This is a genomic window from Methylocystis parvus OBBP (assembly GCF_027571405.1).
In the GTDB taxonomy this organism is placed as follows: domain Bacteria; phylum Pseudomonadota; class Alphaproteobacteria; order Rhizobiales; family Beijerinckiaceae; genus Methylocystis; species Methylocystis parva.
In genome coordinates this window covers 2,871,399-2,886,784 of record NZ_CP092968.1, presented here as the reverse complement: position 1 = coordinate 2,886,784, position 15,386 = coordinate 2,871,399, and the positions used below count along the sequence as shown (strand labels likewise).

The 15,386-nt window shown below is 65.8% G+C and carries 16 protein-coding genes; 7 read left to right on the top strand and 9 right to left on the bottom strand.

Annotated features, from left to right (window positions below):
* Positions 1 to 55 precede the first annotated feature (55 nt).
* The 3 genes from MMG94_RS14050 to trpB all read left to right on the top strand — a co-directional run bounded on the left by MMG94_RS14050 (position 56) and on the right by trpB (position 3,672).
* Positions 56 to 1,468, top strand: coding sequence for a mannose-1-phosphate guanylyltransferase/mannose-6-phosphate isomerase (locus MMG94_RS14050; protein ID WP_016918517.1), 1,413 nt, complete (start codon positions 56 to 58; stop codon positions 1,466 to 1,468).
* A 151-nt stretch (positions 1,469 to 1,619) separates the two neighbouring features.
* On the top strand, positions 1,620 to 2,261 hold the full coding sequence (locus MMG94_RS14045; RefSeq protein WP_016918518.1) for a phosphoribosylanthranilate isomerase: 642 nt from the start codon (positions 1,620 to 1,622) through the stop codon (positions 2,259 to 2,261).
* Positions 2,262 to 2,433: 172 nt separating this feature from the next.
* A complete protein-coding gene (gene trpB, locus MMG94_RS14040; RefSeq protein ID WP_016918519.1) occupies positions 2,434 to 3,672 on the top strand; it encodes a tryptophan synthase subunit beta in 1,239 nt (412 codons plus the stop codon).
* 3 nt (positions 3,673 to 3,675) lie between these two features.
* Here trpB and MMG94_RS14035 read toward each other — a convergent pair whose 3' ends face one another.
* The 6 genes from MMG94_RS14035 to MMG94_RS14010 form a co-directional block, all read right to left on the bottom strand.
* Positions 3,676 to 4,710 carry a heparan-alpha-glucosaminide N-acetyltransferase gene (locus MMG94_RS14035; RefSeq protein WP_016918520.1) on the bottom strand — a complete coding sequence of 345 codons (1,035 nt, stop codon included), beginning with the start codon at positions 4,708 to 4,710 and terminating at the stop codon, positions 3,676 to 3,678.
* Positions 4,707 to 5,672 carry a hypothetical protein gene (locus MMG94_RS14030; protein ID WP_016918521.1) on the bottom strand — a complete coding sequence of 322 codons (966 nt, stop codon included), beginning with the start codon at positions 5,670 to 5,672 and terminating at the stop codon, positions 4,707 to 4,709. Before MMG94_RS14030 ends, MMG94_RS14035 begins: the two co-directional genes overlap by 4 nt.
* Before the next feature lie 46 nt (positions 5,673 to 5,718).
* On the bottom strand, positions 5,719 to 7,554 hold the full coding sequence (locus tag MMG94_RS14025; protein WP_016918522.1) for a hypothetical protein: 1,836 nt from the start codon (positions 7,552 to 7,554) through the stop codon (positions 5,719 to 5,721).
* Between the two features lie 30 nt (positions 7,555 to 7,584).
* The gene (locus tag MMG94_RS14020) at positions 7,585 to 8,034 is read right to left on the bottom strand and encodes a GtrA family protein (RefSeq protein WP_016918523.1); all 450 of its coding nucleotides are present in this window, start codon (positions 8,032 to 8,034) and stop codon (positions 7,585 to 7,587) included.
* Between the two features lie 2 nt (positions 8,035 to 8,036).
* Positions 8,037 to 9,527: an NAD(P)/FAD-dependent oxidoreductase gene (locus tag MMG94_RS14015; RefSeq protein WP_016918524.1), complete on the bottom strand. Its 1,491-nt coding sequence runs from the start codon at positions 9,525 to 9,527 to the stop codon at positions 8,037 to 8,039.
* 226 nt (positions 9,528 to 9,753) lie between these two features.
* Positions 9,754 to 10,338, bottom strand: coding sequence for a L,D-transpeptidase (locus MMG94_RS14010; RefSeq protein ID WP_016918525.1), 585 nt, complete (start codon positions 10,336 to 10,338; stop codon positions 9,754 to 9,756).
* Between the two features lie 155 nt (positions 10,339 to 10,493).
* Here MMG94_RS14010 and mepA point away from each other — a divergent pair, with 155 nt between their 5' ends.
* Positions 10,494 to 11,402 carry a penicillin-insensitive murein endopeptidase gene (gene mepA / locus MMG94_RS14005; protein ID WP_026016046.1) on the top strand — a complete coding sequence of 303 codons (909 nt, stop codon included), beginning with the start codon at positions 10,494 to 10,496 and terminating at the stop codon, positions 11,400 to 11,402.
* Here the strand turns inward: mepA and MMG94_RS14000 are convergent.
* The 3 genes from MMG94_RS14000 to MMG94_RS13990 form a co-directional block, all read right to left on the bottom strand.
* Positions 11,399 to 11,827 (bottom strand): SRPBCC family protein, encoded by a 429-nt coding sequence (locus MMG94_RS14000; RefSeq protein WP_016918527.1) that lies wholly within the window; start codon positions 11,825 to 11,827, stop codon positions 11,399 to 11,401. The two genes, mepA and MMG94_RS14000, sit on opposite strands and share 4 nt — an antisense overlap.
* 96 nt (positions 11,828 to 11,923) lie before the next feature.
* Positions 11,924 to 12,574: a peptide-methionine (S)-S-oxide reductase MsrA gene (msrA, locus tag MMG94_RS13995; protein WP_016918528.1), complete on the bottom strand. Its 651-nt coding sequence runs from the start codon at positions 12,572 to 12,574 to the stop codon at positions 11,924 to 11,926.
* Between the two features lie 21 nt (positions 12,575 to 12,595).
* Positions 12,596 to 12,913 (bottom strand): hypothetical protein, encoded by a 318-nt coding sequence (locus MMG94_RS13990; protein ID WP_016918529.1) that lies wholly within the window; start codon positions 12,911 to 12,913, stop codon positions 12,596 to 12,598.
* A 215-nt stretch (positions 12,914 to 13,128) separates the two neighbouring features.
* On the opposite strand from MMG94_RS13990, the gene MMG94_RS13985 reads away from it, so the two are divergent.
* From MMG94_RS13985 to MMG94_RS13975, 3 genes are read left to right on the top strand one after another with little or no spacing between them, the layout of a single operon-like run.
* Positions 13,129 to 14,595 carry a M23 family metallopeptidase gene (locus MMG94_RS13985; RefSeq protein ID WP_016918530.1) on the top strand — a complete coding sequence of 489 codons (1,467 nt, stop codon included), beginning with the start codon at positions 13,129 to 13,131 and terminating at the stop codon, positions 14,593 to 14,595.
* A 45-nt stretch (positions 14,596 to 14,640) separates the two neighbouring features.
* Complete coding sequence (locus MMG94_RS13980; protein WP_016918531.1) at positions 14,641 to 14,880, top strand: antitoxin; 240 nt, start codon at positions 14,641 to 14,643, stop codon at positions 14,878 to 14,880.
* The gene (locus MMG94_RS13975) at positions 14,880 to 15,287 is read left to right on the top strand and encodes a PIN domain-containing protein (protein ID WP_016918532.1); all 408 of its coding nucleotides are present in this window, start codon (positions 14,880 to 14,882) and stop codon (positions 15,285 to 15,287) included. Before MMG94_RS13980 ends, MMG94_RS13975 begins: the two co-directional genes overlap by 1 nt.
* Positions 15,288 to 15,386: the final 99 nt, after the last annotated feature.

The window sequence follows — 15,386 nt, the reverse complement described above, 5'->3', positions numbered from 1 at the left end:
ATTGCGCGCGATCCGTGACGATGCGGAATTCGGGAAGGGCTCGAGGGGAACTCAAATGAAAAAGATCCTTCCCGTGATCATGTGCGGGGGCTCCGGGACGCGCGTCTGGCCCGAGTCGCGGGAGACGCTGCCGAAGCAGTTCATCCCGCTCGTCGGCGAGCGTTCGACCTTTCAGACGACCATGGCGATGCTGGCCGATCCGGCCTTCGAGAAGCCGCTCGTCATCTCCAACAGCGATTACCGCTTCCTCGTCGCCGACCAGCTTCGCGAGATTGGCGCGCAGGCTGACATCGTGCTGGAGCCGTCGCGCCGCGATTCCGGGCCCGCCGTCGCGGTCGCGGCCGGCCTCGCCGCGCGCCGGGCGCCGGACACGGTCGTCGTCGTGCTCGCGGCCGACCATGTCGTGCGCGACCGCGCCGGCCTCGTCGAGCTCTGCAAGAAGGCGGGAGAGGCCGCCGCCGAGGGTTATATCGTCACGCTCGGCGTGAAGCCCGACAGTCCGGCGACCGGCTACGGCTATCTGCGTCCCGGCGCGCCGCTCCATGACGGCGGCGAGGTCTTGAGGCTCGAAGCCTTCGTCGAGAAGCCCGATCGGGAGACGGCCGGGCGCTATATCGACGCCGGCTATTTCTGGAACAGCGGCAACTTCATTTTCCGCGCCGACGTGATGCAGGCGGAAATCGCCCAGTTCGAGCCCTTCATTTCGGAGGCGGCGGAAGCGGCGATCGACGGCGCGACGCAGGATCTCGGTTTCTGCGTGCTCAACGCCGAGGCCTTCGCGCGCGCGCCCAAGAAGTCCATCGACTACGCGGTGATGGAGAAGACCGAGAAAGCGGCGCTCATTCCGGCCGATATCGGCTGGTCGGACGTCGGCACCTGGCGCGCGGTGTGGGAATTGTCGGAGCGCGACGAGAGCGGCAATTCGGTGCGCGGCCATGGCGTCGTGATGGACGCGAAAAACGTCCATGTGCGCTCGGAGGAGACGCTGACCACCGTCGTCGGCGTCGACGACGTGATCGTGGTGGCGACGCAGGACGCGGTGCTGGTGCTCAATCACGAGCATGGCGACCGGGTGAAGAATCTCGTCGAACAGCTCAAGACCGAAAACCGCCGCGAGGCGGGCGCGCATAAGCGCATCTTCCGCCCCTGGGGCTATTATCAGTCCATCGACGAGGGCCAGCGCTATCAGGTGAAGCGAATCGTCGTGAAGCCGGGCGAGCGCCTCTCGCTGCAAAAGCATTTCCATCGCGCGGAGCACTGGATCGTGGTGCGCGGCACGGCGGAGGTGGGCCGCGACGACGAGATCCATCTCGTCCACGAGAACGAATCGATCTATCTGCCGATCGGCTGCAAGCACCGGCTCATCAATCCCGGCAAGATCGATCTGGAGCTGATCGAGGTGCAGACCGGCTCCTATCTCGGAGAGGACGATATCGTCCGCTTTGAGGACGCGTATAATCGCGGATAAACGGGACGGCCTCGTTCTTCGAGACGCGAGCCTCGCTCGCTCCTCGGGATGAGGCCTTGCTTTGCGCACTGAAAAGGAGCCCCTCATGCTGAGGAGGCCCCTTAGGGGCCGTCTCGAAGCGCGAGGGGCGTCACCCGGCTGGAGCCAGGCCTTGTCCACCCTCGTCAAAATCTGCGGCCTCTCCGCCCCCAAGACGCTGCTCGCGGCCATCGCGGCCGGGGCCGAGATGGCGGGCTTCGTCTTTTTCGAGAAGAGCCCGCGCCATATCGATCTGGAAACCGCCCGCACGCTCGGCCTCTTGGCGCAGGGCAGGATCGCCAGGGTCGCGCTCACCGTCAACGCCTCGGACGCCGCGCTGGACGAGATCGTCGACGCGCTCGCGCCCGAAATGCTGCAGCTCCACGGCAAGGAAAGCCCCGCCCGCGTCGCCGCTGTGAAGGCGCGTTTCGGCCTGCCCGTCATCAAGGCGATCGGCGTCGCAGCCTCTGAGGATATCGCGGCGTCGAAAGCCTATGAAGGCCTCGCCGACATGCTCCTCTTCGACGCCAAGCCCGCGCCCGACGCCTCGGTTCCGGGGGGCGCCGGGATCAGTTTCGACTGGGATTTGCTGCGCAATATCGGCGCGAAAAACTGGATGCTCTCCGGCGGCCTCGACCGCGAAAACGTCGTGGAAGCCCTGCGCCGCACCGGCGCGCCGGCGGTGGATGTGTCGTCCGGCGTCGAGCGGGAGAGGGGCGTGAAGGATGCGGAGAAGATTAAAGCCTTCGTCGAGGCCGTTCGATCGCTTTCGTAGCGGCGCATGACGCGGTAAGACGACGTCAATCTTGTGGTTCTCCCTTCTCCCGCTTGCGGGAGAAGGTGTCGGCACGAAGTGACGACGGATGAAAGCCCTCACCCGACCCCTGCTCACGCAGGGGCCACCCTCTCCCGCAGGCGGGAGAGGGAAGCGCCTAAAGGACGCCCCCGTGACCAAGCCGCTTCCCAATTCCTTCCGCGCCGGCCCGGACGAGAACGGCCGTTTCGGCATTTTCGGCGGCCGCTTCGTCGCCGAGACGCTGATGCCGCTCGTGCTCGATCTCGAGCAGGCCTATCGGGACGCGAGGAACGACCCGGCCTTCCACGAAGAGCTGACCAGCCTGCACAAGCATTATGTCGGCCGCCCGTCGCCGCTTTATTTCGCTGAGCGCATCACCGAGCATGTGCGCGAAAAGGCGGAGCCCGGCAAAGGGGCCAAGGTCTATTTCAAGCGCGACGAGCTCAACCACACCGGCGCGCACAAGATCAACAATGTGCTCGGCCAGATCCTGCTCGCGCGGCGCATGGGCAAGAAGCGCATCATCGCCGAGACGGGCGCCGGCCAGCACGGCGTCGCGACCGCCACGGCCTGCGCGCGCTTCGGCCTGCAATGCGTCGTCTATATGGGCGCGGTCGACGTCGAGCGGCAGAAGCCCAACGTCTTCCGCATGAAGATGCTCGGCGCCGAGGTGATCCCGGTGCAATCCGGCGCCCGCACCTTGAAGGACGCGATGAACGAGGCGCTGCGCGACTGGGTGACCAATGTCGCCGACACTTTCTACTGCATCGGCACCGCGGCGGGCCCGCATCCCTATCCGGCCATGGTGCGCGACTTCCAGTCGATCATCGGCAACGAAACCAAGGCGCAGATGCAGGAGATGGAGGGACGCCTGCCCGATTCGCTCGTCGCCTGCATCGGCGGCGGCTCCAACGCCATCGGCCTGTTCCACCCCTTCCTGGACGATTCGACGGTCGAGATTTTCGGCGTCGAGGCGGCGGGGCATGGCATAAATGTCCCGAACGGACACGCCGCCTCGCTCACTGGCGGCAGGCCCGGCGTGCTGCACGGCAACCGCACCTATCTGCTGATGGACGATGACGGCCAGATTCTCGAAGGCCACTCCATTTCGGCGGGCCTCGACTATCCCGGCATCGGCCCGGAGCATTCATGGCTGCACGAAACCGGCCGCGTGAAATATATCAGCGCGACCGACAAGGAGGCGCTCGCCGCCTTCCAGCTCTGCTCGAAGCTGGAGGGCATCATTCCGGCGCTGGAGCCGTCCCACGCCCTCGCCAAAGTGCTGGAGCTGGCGCCGCAAAAGCCCGCCGACCACATCATGGTGATGAATATGTGCGGCCGCGGCGACAAGGACATTTTCACGGTCGCGGATCATCTCGGCGGGATGTGAGGATTACTGACCCCCAACGCAGCCCGCCGCGAGGTCGCGCAAAATCTTCCCTCGCGTCTCTTCATTCGTGACGCCGGCGAGCGCCTTGCTGCGCTCGGCTTTCTCCTGCGTGCAGACGCAGGCGTCGTGACAGAAGCCCTGCGACGCCCCTTCTTCGACGCAGCCCTTCTCGCAAGCGGCGACGAAGGCCTTCGGGTCTTCGGCCGGCGGGGCGAGCATGACGAGCCCGGTGAAGATCGCGAAGAGCAGCGGCTGGTGGACGAGGTAGATCAACAGGCTGTGGCGGCCCAGAAACGCTAGCGATCCTGGCTGCCCGTTCACGGGGAGAGGGTCAGGGTGAGGAGCTGGCGGCGTCAGCCATGCTGGGGGCGTTTTTGGGGGCGCTTCTGGGGACGCGTCGGGGTCGACGGCGGCCATCTCACGCGGGGCCTCGCTCCTCGCCCCAGCCCTCTCCTCCTGAACGGGGAGAGGGAGCGCGCGCGCCGCTCCTACGCCCAGCAACATCGCCCCGGCCCATGGAAAAAGCGGGCGCCAATCCTGCGTCAGCGGCTCGGTCGTCCCGAGCCCCAGCCATTGCAGCCAGCCCGCGTTAAAGGCCGGCGAAGCCAGGACCTGCGGCGCGGCGAAAAAGGCGGCGCCCGCCAGGATCGAAACCGGCCAGGGCGCGAAAAGAAAAGCCAGCGAGATCAGGCTCGCCGCCGCGATGACGTGCAAAATGCCGAAAAAGACGAAGGCGGACGGGAAGACGAGATAGGTGCCGAGACTGACGAGTCCCGCCGCGCCCGCGACGAGGGCGAAGCGCCGCCGGAAGGCGCGCCAGTGGATGCGCTCCCGATGCGCAAGGACCAGCGAAACGCCGGCGACGAAAAGGAACGAGAAGGCGACGCCATGGCCGAAAGCCTTGAAGGGCGCGGACCAAGGTATCGACGCGTCTATATAACCAAAATGGCCGAGGTCCCAGATCAGATGAAAGGCGACCATCGCGAGCACGGCGACGCCGCGCGCCGCGTCCAGCGCCCGGAGGCGGGCTGAATTCATCTTGCCGACTCGCCCTGGAACTTGCCGAAGACCATGTCGGGCGCGGAGAGATTGTGCCGCGACGGGAGATGGCGGCCGACCCATATCTCCGTCGCGCTGGCGCCGGGGAAGTCGATGACGGGCGCCTCTTCCCAGCTCTTGCCGCGCTTGGAGCGCCACGCGACGATCGCCGCGTCGCTCATCGTCTCCATGGCGTACATGGAGCGTAAAGCCGCGAAAGGCCGCCCGCCCGGCATGGCGTCGTCAAAGTCGACGTCGAGCGACAGACGCTCCTGATCGACATTCTTGATCGTCACCCGCGCTTCGCCGCCCCGCCTGAATTTGAGAATGATGGTCCGCGTCTTCGGCTCGAAGACGACCTCCTCGATGTCGACGATCGGGCGCTCCTGAACCTCGACGGGACCGACGAGGAAGGAGGAGCCATAGGCCGTCCAGCGCATGTCCTCGAAGGGCAGCGGACGCGCGCGCCAATAGCCGTCCGGCGGGTAGAACACCATGATTTCCTCCGCCCGCTCGCGGTACCACATCCAAAATTGGATGAGATGAAGCCCTTTTTCGACCGCGCCGCCGATGCGCACGGGCACGGCGTTGGGCCGCCAGAAGGATGGGAAGGTGTAGCCGGTCAGCCAGAATTCGGGCGTTTCGAAGAAAGTGTGGCGACGGGCCTGCGCCAGGAATTTCGGATCGTGCGAGAGATCGCAGCTCGACCAGTCCGGCGCCCATCGATCCGAGACGATCGTGTTGATGTAGGATGGATGCACCGCCTGAATCTGCAGGCCGCGAATGCGCGGCGAGACGAAATCGAGCTCGATATTGTCCTTTTCGGCGCAGAGTTCGGGAACGGATTTGTTCTCGACGCGCACCTGCAGTTCGTCGGCGAGTTCCTGCGCGGTCGGTTGCGCGAAACACGGCGACGCGGCGAGCGCGCCGGCTCCAATGAGTAATCGGCGGCGATCGAACATCGTCGGCACATTTTTTCCTAGCGTCGGAGTGGCCTTTACGACGCCTTTATTTCACCGGCCTCAAGGCGAAAACAAGGAGAGAGGCGCCGGGCGCCGACTTTCGATCGAGCCAGGCGGGAGCTTCGCCGCGCGCCAGCATGGCGGCGAGACCGTTCGGCGCCGCTGTGACAAGCGACGACGGCTGCTTCGCGCGCGCGCACCAGACCACGAGATCGGCCCCGGCGTTTCGGAGAATCGCCTCCGCCTGCTCGGGCGCGGCGGTGAAGGCGTCCGCCACGATTCGATTGCCGCGATTGTCGCGATGATAGGGAGCCGCGAAGACGCTGTGCGGCGTATGGGCGAGGAGATGGCTGCCGAGATCGAAAGAGCCGGCGACGCGCGAGGCAGGGAGCGACGCGAGCGGCGCGAAGACCTCCGGCGATAGACAGGCTCGCTCGGCGACCGTGTCCGGATCGTCTTTCGACGGCAGAGCGACGGCGAGCCCAATCGGCGAGAGAAACATCGCAATTGCGGCCGCAAGCGCGACGCGCAGGGCGCGGCCGACGTCGAGTCGCTCGACCAAGGCGACGATCGCCACCGCGAGCGGGATCATGGCGAGCGGCGTCACGGAAGTGAAGACGCGTATCTGCCACAGGCCGGCGGCGAAGCCGATCGCGATGACCGCAGCGGCGAGAAGCCAGCGACGGCGCACGACGCCCTCGGTTTTTAAAGCGAAGCCAAGCGCGGCGGCGAGGCCCAGCGCCACGGGCGCGGCGGTGGCGACAACCATGCCCGGCGCGGTCGCGTAGAGCGAAAAGAGCGGCTTCGCCTCGACGACATGGGAGAGCCACAGATCGCGCAGCAGCGGATCGAGCCCGCCGAGCGGATCGCCAATGCATCTGGGCGCGATGAGCAGGACCGTCGCGCCCGTCGCCGCGCCGGCGGCGCCGACGGCGAAGATGCGCGCGCGGATTGTCGCCAGGCGCGGCGCGAGAAGCGCGACGGCGCCCAGCGACAGCGCGCCAGCGAAAAGCGCCGCGAGATGCACGAAGGAAAAAGCGTCGCAGGCGGAGGCGAACCAGGCCGCGCGCGGATTGATCGCGGCGTAAAGGGAAGGAAAGGCGGCCAGCGCCCCGGCCGAAAACCAGAGAAGCGGCGCGCGGGCGCCGTCGATGATGAAGAGGGTGGGGAGCGCGGCGATCAGCACGACGAAGAAGGGCAGGTTCTCGAGGCTGATCGCGAAGGAGAGCGCCATCAGCGCGGCCGCGGCGGCGAGACGCCATGCGCCTTTGGGATCGAGTCCCTGCAGGAAGAAGCCGAAGGCGAGCGCGAGCGTCACGATCTGCGGCGCATGATGATCGATGCGGCCCGGCGCGAATTGCAGGAACATTGCGCCCGACAGCATGACGAGCCAGATCGCCGCGAGTCCGGCCGCGGCGCTCGAAAGAATTCTGCCGAGCCAACCGGCGACCGCGAAGAGCGCGGCGAGCAGCGCGAAGGGGAAGACGAGCCGCGTCGCGCGCTCCGCATATTCCGGCGCGAGGAATTTGGAGAAAAAGAGATCGAGCCCCGCGAGCGGAACGTCGACGATGCGCGACCAGTGCATCGGAAGCCCGCTCGGCGGATCGAGCCGATGCGCCGTCAGGTCGAACCAGCTCTGGCCGGAAAGAAAGTCGCGCAGTTGCGCCGCGCGCATGGCGTCGTCGGAATCGAAGAAGGCGCCCGTGCGCCAGACGATTTCGGCCCGCGAGAAGGAAAGGGCGGCTGACAGGATCAACGCGACCATGATCACGACGATCGCGGGCAGGCGCGCCTCGCGCGAGGCGACGCTCGCGGCGAGACTCACGCCTTGCTCGGGCGCTGTAATCGGCTTCGCCCGGTCCCAGAAAAGATCGTCGCTCATCGGCGCCCCTGATCGAAAGGAGAGAACGCGTCAGGCCGTCGTCTTGAACAGCAGGCCCCGGCGCGTGACGAAATTGAACATGAAGACGAAGCCGGCGGTCGCGATCTTGGCGAGCGTCAGCGACAGGCCGAATTCGCCGACGAAGAGATGCATCAGGACTTCCGTCAGCCCGAGCCCGACGACGCCCGTCACGAGAAAGCCGAACATCTCGACGCGCGGCGCGCGGGCGCGGCGGCCCTCGAAGACGTAGCGCACGCTCAGGAGATAGATCAGCGCGAGACCCGAGAGAAAGCCGGCTGCCGCCGCCTGAAGATAGCCGACGCCGAAACCCTTGGTCAGCGTCATCAGCACGCCATAGTCGAGGGCGAGCGCGAAGACGCTCGCCGCCGCATAGCGGAACATGTCGCGCACGAAGCGCAGCAGCCGCGCCGGCGTGACGCGCGCGGCGAGCGCGCCCTGGGCTTCGGTGAAGAGAGCCATGGTCAGGCCACCTTGCGCGGCACGAGCCGCTCGCTCGTCAGCGCCTCGACGGCGCCTTCGACGCCGGCCTCCGAATATTCGGCGTCCTCATTGACCTGCCAGATGTCGAAGACCTCTTCGCCGCTCATGATGTTGAGCGCGGCGAGCATGCCGGTCATCATCGCATGGTCCTGATTGTTGTATTTGTGCATGCCGTTGCGGCCGATGCAGCGCAGGGACGGGAAACGCGTCGCGATTTCGCGGCGGATGGTCTCGACATTCTGCGCATAGGTCTCGTCATAGACCGGATAGGCCTTGGCCTGACGCACGACGCAGGCGTCAAAAACATCGGCGGGGTCCATCAGCCCGATCTGGCCGATCTCGCGCCTGGCGAGCTCGATGAGATCCTCGTCGCGCGCGGTCCAGAGTCCGTCGCCCTCGAAGCAGAAATATTCGAGGCCGAGGCAGGTCGAGACGCCATCGGCGATCATCTCCGGCGACCAGCTGCGGAAATTCTGCACGCGGCCGACCTTCACCGACGGATCGTGAATATAGACCCAGTTGTCGGGCAGTTCCTTCTGCGGGCGGCCGATCAGCACGACCGTGAGGAAGTCGCGATATTTGAGGTCGCGCGCATTGAAGAGGCTCATCGGCTTGGGCTCGATGGCGTTCATCAGATCGCGCATCGGCGCCGAGGACATGACGTTGCGCGCGAAATAGGTTTCGATCTCGCCGCTTTCCGTCCTGGCGCGCACGGTCCAGAGCTTCGAGGCTTCGTCATAGGCGAGCGAGTCGACGCCGCGTCCCATGAGCATGCGTCCGCCCATCTCCTGGATTTTGCGCGCGCAGGCCTCCCACATCATGCCGGGGCCGCGGCGCGGATAGCGGAAAGATTCGATCAGCGATTTCGCGCCGCTGTCGCCTTTGCGCAGGCCGAGCGAACGACGCAGGCCGTCGATGATCGCCGCGCCAAGCGAGAGGCCCTTGATGCGCTGCGCCGCCCAGTCGGCGGAAATCTCGTCGCAGCCCATGCCCCACACCTTCTCGGTGTAGGTCTTGAAGAAGATGCCGAAGAGCCGCTCGCCGAACTGGTTGCGCACCCATTGATGGAAGGTCTTGGGCTCCTTGACCGGGAACGCCTTGGCGTAGGCGAAGGACGCCATGCACAGCGCGCTCTCGATGAGGCCGAGATTTTTCAGCGCCTCGAAGGCCTTCAGCGGATAGGCGTAGAACTTGCCGCGATAATAGATGCGCGACAGGCGCGGCCGCTCCAGAAAGTCGTCGGGCAGGATCTCGTTCCAAAGATCGACGATTTCCTTCGACTTCGAAAAGAAGCGATGGCCGCCAATGTCGAACAGAAAACCTTTATAGTTCGCTGTGCGCGAGATGCCGCCGACATAGACTGGGTCCTGCTCCAGCACCAGCACGTCGCGCCGGTTCTTCGCAAGCGTGTAACCCGCGGTGAGACCGGCAGGGCCGGCCCCGATGATGATCGTCTCGATAATGTCGCCCATGCCGGCCCTGAAATCGGGCCACTCCGCGGGAGCGTGAGGCCCTTGTCTGGAGCGGCCCCACAATGGCTCCGCTGTGGCGACATTGTGGTTCGGGAGCCGTTAATGGGCGGTTACATTAAGGATAAGCTCGGGCGCCGACGTTCACCAAACAACGCCTTCTTTGGGGACCTGTTCCGTAAAGCGTTTCGCGCCCACGACAAATCCCTCATTCCCAATCGACGCGCCCTCAATAGGGCATGAAGTCGGGCTCGGCCTGCCAGCTGCGGACGGTGCCGTGATGCGCGCGGCGGATCATCGGGGCATAGGCCATGGCGTGGGCGTGATGGCCGTGACGCAGGCTGGCGTAATGAACGGCGTTGCGATGATGCGCCCTGGCGTAGCGGGCGCCGCCGGCCGGCGAAGCGCCGGTGATCGAAATGCTGCCGCCTTCGGATTGCACGATTTCATAGAGACGCTTGGCGTTGCCCGGCGCGAGGCGGACGCAGCCATGCGAAGCGGGGCTGCCCAGCGCGCCCGTGGCGTAGGTGCCGTGAATGGCGTAGCCGCCGCGGAAGAAGATCGAATAAGGCATCGGCGACATGTGGTATTTGCGGGAATAATGCATCCGCTCCATGCCGGTCGGCGCATAGGAGCCGCGCGGCGTCGAATAGCCGGCGCGGGCGGTCGAGACCGGCCAGCTATAGCTGCCCTGGCTCGAATCGACATGCATGGTCTGGGTGGAAAGATTGATATGAATATTGGCGGTGGCGTAGGCGAGGCCGATGGAGGCGAAAAAAGCCGCGACCGCCATAAGGAACATTTTCAAACGCATGACCCGACTCCGACACGAAAGCGATAACTGTCGAGATGATGGCGCAAGCTTGTTGGCGTGGCAACGTAAATGAAACAGTAAGGTTGACCGGCAACGATTAACTAGGAAGCCTTACCAGGGCGTGAAAAACGAAATAATCCAATCGGGTGATCGATATGCGCGCATCGAGATTCGCGGCCGCCATTCTGGCTCTGGCCTTTGCGGGAGGAGCCGCCGCTCAGGACAAGGGAACGCTCGATCCAAAGCCCCTGCCGCCGCTCGCCAATCCCTCGGACCCCTCGACGCCGGCGAAGGAGCTTTTCGGACGGGCGCGCGACGGCGCGTCGCTCGAACCCGATCCGATCGGCTTCTATTCCAAAGGCTGCCTCGCGGGCGGCGAGCAGCTCCCCTATGACGGGGCGCACTGGCAGGTGATGCGCCCGTCGCGCAACCGCAATTGGGGTCATCCCAATCTCCTGAAGTTCCTCGAGAGTTTTTCGGCGAGAGCGGCCGCCGCCGCCGGCTGGCCGGGCCTGCTGATCGGCGACATGTCGCAACCGCGCGGCGGTCCGATGCTCACCGGCCACGCCTCTCACCAGATCGGCCTCGACGCGGACATCTGGTTGACGCCGATGCCGACGCGCGAACTGACGCGCGCGGAACGCGAGGAAATGTCCGCGACTGACGTCGTGCGCGAGGATTTGCTCGACGTTCGATCCGACGTCTGGTCGGAAGGCCATCTCGCGGTGATCCGGACGGCCGCCCAGGACCCGAAGGTGCAGCGCATCTTCGTCAACGCCGCGATCAAGCGCGCTCTGTGCCGGGAGGCCGAGGGCGAAGCCTGGATGCGCAAGATCCGCCCCATGTTCGGGCATAATTACCACTTCCATATCCGGCTCTTCTGCCCGGACGGCTCGAGCTGCCGGGATCAGGACCCGACGCCGCCCGGCGACGGCTGCGACCAGTCGCTCGCCTGGTGGTTCACCGACGAGGCGCTGCATCCCAAAAAGTCGAACAAAAGCTGGCCGCCAATGTCCATGGCGGCGCTGCCGGCCGCGTGCAGGGACGTGCTGAAGGCCCGTTAGGCTTTCGCGCGAAGCTCGCGAAAAAGCCCGTCGACGCCGTCGGAAATGGCGCTTTTCACCAGCGCGGCGACGTCATCGCGCGCGGCTTCGGCCGATTCGAACTCGACCGTCCAGATGAGCTCGGTCTTGTCCCCGATCGTCCGGATTTCCACCGTCCCGATATAGGAGGAGACCGGGAAGGGCGACGAGAAGCGGTCATATTTCAGGCGCCTCGCCGCCTCGTCGATTTCGAGGATGCGGTCCCGAACTTCGCCGCCGTCATGCGCGATTGTGAAAATGCGCACGGCGCCGACGCCCGCGCCCTCGACGCGGCATCTGTCGATGATCGGAAACCATCGGTCGAGACCGTCGACGCCTCGTATGGCCGCCCATGCCGCATCCGCGTCGACCGTGTCGGATTTCCTGATCGTAACGGACGTCTTCATTTCCGATTTCCTCCCTCCGGCCGGAGAGAGCCTAGGAATCGACGCCCGAACGCGAAACAGGAAAGAACGGGCTGCAAAATCGGGATATTTGGGAAATCAGGCCGCCCCCGTCCCCACGGGACAGGACACGCCCGTACCCCCCAGCCCGCAATAGCCGCCCGGATTCTTGGCGAGATATTGCTGGTGGTGGCTTTCCGCGAAATAGAAGGGCGGCGCGCGCCTGATTTCGGTCGTGATCGGCCCGAAGCCCGACCGTGCCAATAGCTGTTGATATGCCGTGCGCGACATTTCCGCCGCCGCGAATTGTTCGGGCGTCGTGGCGTAGATCGCCGAGCGATATTGCGCGCCGACATCATTGCCCTGACGCATGCCTTGCGTCGGATCGTGGCCCTCCCAGAAGAGGCGGAGCAGATTCGCCAGTGGGATGGCCGCCGGGTAGAACGCGACCCGCACGACCTCGGCATGGCCGGTGCGCCCCGAGCAGACATCCTCATATGTGGCGTTCTTCGTCGTCCCCCCGGCATAGCCGACGGCGGTGACGTAAACGCCTTCTCCCGCCTGCCAGAATTTGCGCTCGGCGCCCCAAAAGCAGCCCATGCCGAAAAAGATCTCTTCGGTCCCCAGCGGATATGGCGGGTCGAGCGGATGGCCGTTGACGAAATGGGTCGCGCCGTGCGGAACAGGCGCGTCCCGATCCGGGATCGGCCCGAGGCGGCCGGCGAGATCGATTTTATCGAAGATGGACATGCGCCAAAGATATGGCGCCGCTCAGCGGCGCCAATAGCGATTCGTCGCTTCCTGCTTGTGGCTGAAAATGATCATCAGCGCGCCGAGGCCGCCCAGCGCGACGCTGACCGGAAGAAGCATGAGCGTGGTCAGAACCGGGTCCCACAGAAAAGCTGATTTCGCCGCCACGGCGGACTGAATGGATTGATAGAAGGCGGGCGCCGCGTCGGCCGCGCCCCGGCGCAGCGTCGTCACCATCAGTCCGCCCCCGGCAATGGAGCGGGTGCCGTCGACGATCAGGGCCATGAAGCCGACCGCGAGCAGCAGAAAACCAATCAAACGGGTGAGAAGGCGTAACATTCGCGCAACCATAAGTGCGCGAAAGGCGCCTGTCCACGCGGCGGCGGCGCGAGAGCGAACGAAGTTGTCGCGCTGTGGGGCGCCTCGTCTTTAAGCTCATTCGGGAAGCATTAACCTTAATCGGTTTTGATCAGCGCTCAAGTCCGGAAGCCGCGCTTGGGCCTCGCGTCTTCCGGTCGGGTTCAACGGGGCCTCCCGCCCCGCCGGGATCGACAATGCGCTATCGTGATCAGTCCTATCATTTCGTCGACGCGTCCGGCGATTACATCGTCCAGGTGTCGCGCGGCCATCGCAGCCGCAAATTCCGTTTTTCGCCGGGGGCGATCGCCGCAGGCGGCGCCGCGCTCGGCCTCGTCGCGACCGCCATATTGGGCGCGACCGGCTATTTGATGTTTCGCGACGAGCTTCTCGCCGGGCTCCTCGATCGCCAGACCCAGATGCAATACGCCTATGAGGACAGGATCGCCGCGCTGCGCCTGCGCCTCGACCAGCTCGCGAGCCGGCAGTTCATCGATCAGGACGGCGTCGAGGGGAAGGTGCAGCGGCTGGTGCTGCGCCAGGCGCAGCTCGAAACCCGCGCCGCCGTCGTCGCCCAGCTCGTCGAACGCACCATCTCGCGCGACGCCGGCGTGACCATGATCTCGCCCGCGACGCGCGCCGAACCGCAGAGCTCCGCCCTCGGCGCGCTCAAAGCGGGCCTGCCTTTCGCGAAGGCCCCGGCGACCGCCGGCGCCTTGCCGAAGGCGGCCAAGGGCGCGGTGGAGGAGGCTCCGCTCAGCTATACGAGCAAACCCGAGCCCGAAGGGCTGGATCTGCGGCTCGGCGGCGAGTCGAAGCCGCTGCCGCTCTCGCCGCCCAATGTCGCGCCCAAGCGCGAAGGGCTCGTGCCGATCGACACCTCCATGGCGGCGCCGCCATCCTCTCTCGCGCACGCCGCCGATCCCGGCGCTCCGATGCCCTCACGGCTCGAAAGCCTCGCCATATCGCTCGACCGCATCGAGCGCGACCAGACGCGGCGGCTTTCCGGCATTGTCCGCCCGGCGATCGAGGCGGCGACGCGGCTGCGGGCGGCCTTCGACATCGCCGGCCTCTCGGTCGAGCGCTTCATCCCGAAGAAGGCGCGCAAGGATACGGGTCTCGCGGTCGGCGGCCCCTTCGTCGCGCCGCCGCCCAAGGGAGCCGAGAATCTCTTCGAACGCGACCTCGCCGTCGCGCAAACGGCGGTGGCGACGCTGGACGGCCTGCGCCATGCGCTGCCCATGACCCCGCTGCGCAAGCCGCTTTCGGGCGATTTGCAGATGACCTCCACCTTCGGCTACCGCACCGATCCCTTCTTCGGCCGCCCCGCTTTGCACAGCGGCGTCGATCTGCGCGAGGAATATGGCGCGCCGGTCAAAGCGACGGCGGCGGGAACGATCAACGTCGCGGGGCCGCAGGGCGGCTATGGCAATCTCGTCGAGATCGACCATGGCGGCGGGCTCGCCACCCGCTACGGCCACCTTTCGGCGATCAATGTCGTCCCCGGCCAGCAGGTGACGCCCGGCATGGTCGTCGGCCGCGTCGGCTCCACGGGACGCTCGACCGGTCCGCATCTTCACTATGAAGTGCGCATCGACGGCGAGGCGGTCGATCCGTCGCGCTTTCTGAAAGCGGCGTCGGCGCTGGGCGGAATCAGTCAGTAAATACGGGTATTGACAAGCTTGGAAGCGCGTGAGATTCTCGCTTCCATGGCGACGACCAAGGTCTTCAAATCCGGCAACAGCCTCGCCGTGCGCCTGCCCCGCGACATCGCCTTCCCGGAAGGGGCGGAGGTCGTCGTATCGCGGCAGGGCGAGAGCCTCGTCGTCTCGCCCGCGCGGCTCGACATGAAGACCCTCGTCTCCCGCCTCGCCCTCGCCCCCTCCCCGCCGCTTGTCCAGCGCCCCGAATTCAAGCCGCCCAAGCGCGACTGGTCGGCGGGCGACTAATGGCGCGCTATCTCCTCGACGCGACGATCGTCTTCGCCGCCGCGAGCGGCGAATTGGCGACGCTCGCCAAGCTCTCGCGCCTTTCAATCGGCGACGTCGCCATCTCCGCCATCGTCTATAGCGAGCTCCTGAGCGGCATGTCGGGCGCCGCCTTGGCCGGCGGCAAGAGCGCGCGCCTCATCGAGAATGTGACGCTCGTCGCGCAGAATGTCGATATATTGCCCTATGACCGCAAGGCGGCCGAGATCTTCGGCGAATTGCTGCGCAGGATCGAACCCAAGCGGCGGCGCATGCTCGACCGCATGGTCGCCGCCCAGGCCATTGCGGGCGGCATGACGCTGGTCACGCTCGCGCCCGACGACTTTTCCGACATTCCGGGCCTGAAACTGGAAAGCTGGCGGACCTGACTTTCAACCCCTGCCGGCGAAGGCCGATAGGATGACGACGAAGGCCGTGGCGGACCCCGCGCCGCGATCCGCAAGCGGCGCGTCGCGGGGGAGTTCCGG

Coding starts and splice junctions, on each gene's coding strand:
- MMG94_RS14050 (WP_016918517.1), top strand. CDS start 56: ATGAAAAAGATCCTTCCCGTGATCATGTGCGGGGGCTCCGGGACGCGC.
- MMG94_RS14035 (WP_016918520.1), bottom strand. CDS start 4,710: ATGAATTCAGCCCGCCTCCGGGCGCTGGACGCGGCGCGCGGCGTCGCC.
- MMG94_RS14030 (WP_016918521.1), bottom strand. CDS start 5,672: ATGTTCGATCGCCGCCGATTACTCATTGGAGCCGGCGCGCTCGCCGCG.
- MMG94_RS14025 (WP_016918522.1), bottom strand. CDS start 7,554: ATGAGCGACGATCTTTTCTGGGACCGGGCGAAGCCGATTACAGCGCCC.
- MMG94_RS14020 (WP_016918523.1), bottom strand. CDS start 8,034: ATGGCTCTCTTCACCGAAGCCCAGGGCGCGCTCGCCGCGCGCGTCACG.
- MMG94_RS14015 (WP_016918524.1), bottom strand. CDS start 9,527: ATGGGCGACATTATCGAGACGATCATCATCGGGGCCGGCCCTGCCGGT.
- MMG94_RS14010 (WP_016918525.1), bottom strand. CDS start 10,338: ATGCGTTTGAAAATGTTCCTTATGGCGGTCGCGGCTTTTTTCGCCTCC.
- mepA (WP_026016046.1), top strand. CDS start 10,494: ATGCGCGCATCGAGATTCGCGGCCGCCATTCTGGCTCTGGCCTTTGCG.
- MMG94_RS14000 (WP_016918527.1), bottom strand. CDS start 11,827: ATGAAGACGTCCGTTACGATCAGGAAATCCGACACGGTCGACGCGGAT.
- msrA (WP_016918528.1), bottom strand. CDS start 12,574: ATGTCCATCTTCGATAAAATCGATCTCGCCGGCCGCCTCGGGCCGATC.
- MMG94_RS13990 (WP_016918529.1), bottom strand. CDS start 12,913: ATGTTACGCCTTCTCACCCGTTTGATTGGTTTTCTGCTGCTCGCGGTC.
- MMG94_RS13985 (WP_016918530.1), top strand. CDS start 13,129: ATGCGCTATCGTGATCAGTCCTATCATTTCGTCGACGCGTCCGGCGAT.
- MMG94_RS13980 (WP_016918531.1), top strand. CDS start 14,641: ATGGCGACGACCAAGGTCTTCAAATCCGGCAACAGCCTCGCCGTGCGC.
- MMG94_RS13975 (WP_016918532.1), top strand. CDS start 14,880: ATGGCGCGCTATCTCCTCGACGCGACGATCGTCTTCGCCGCCGCGAGC.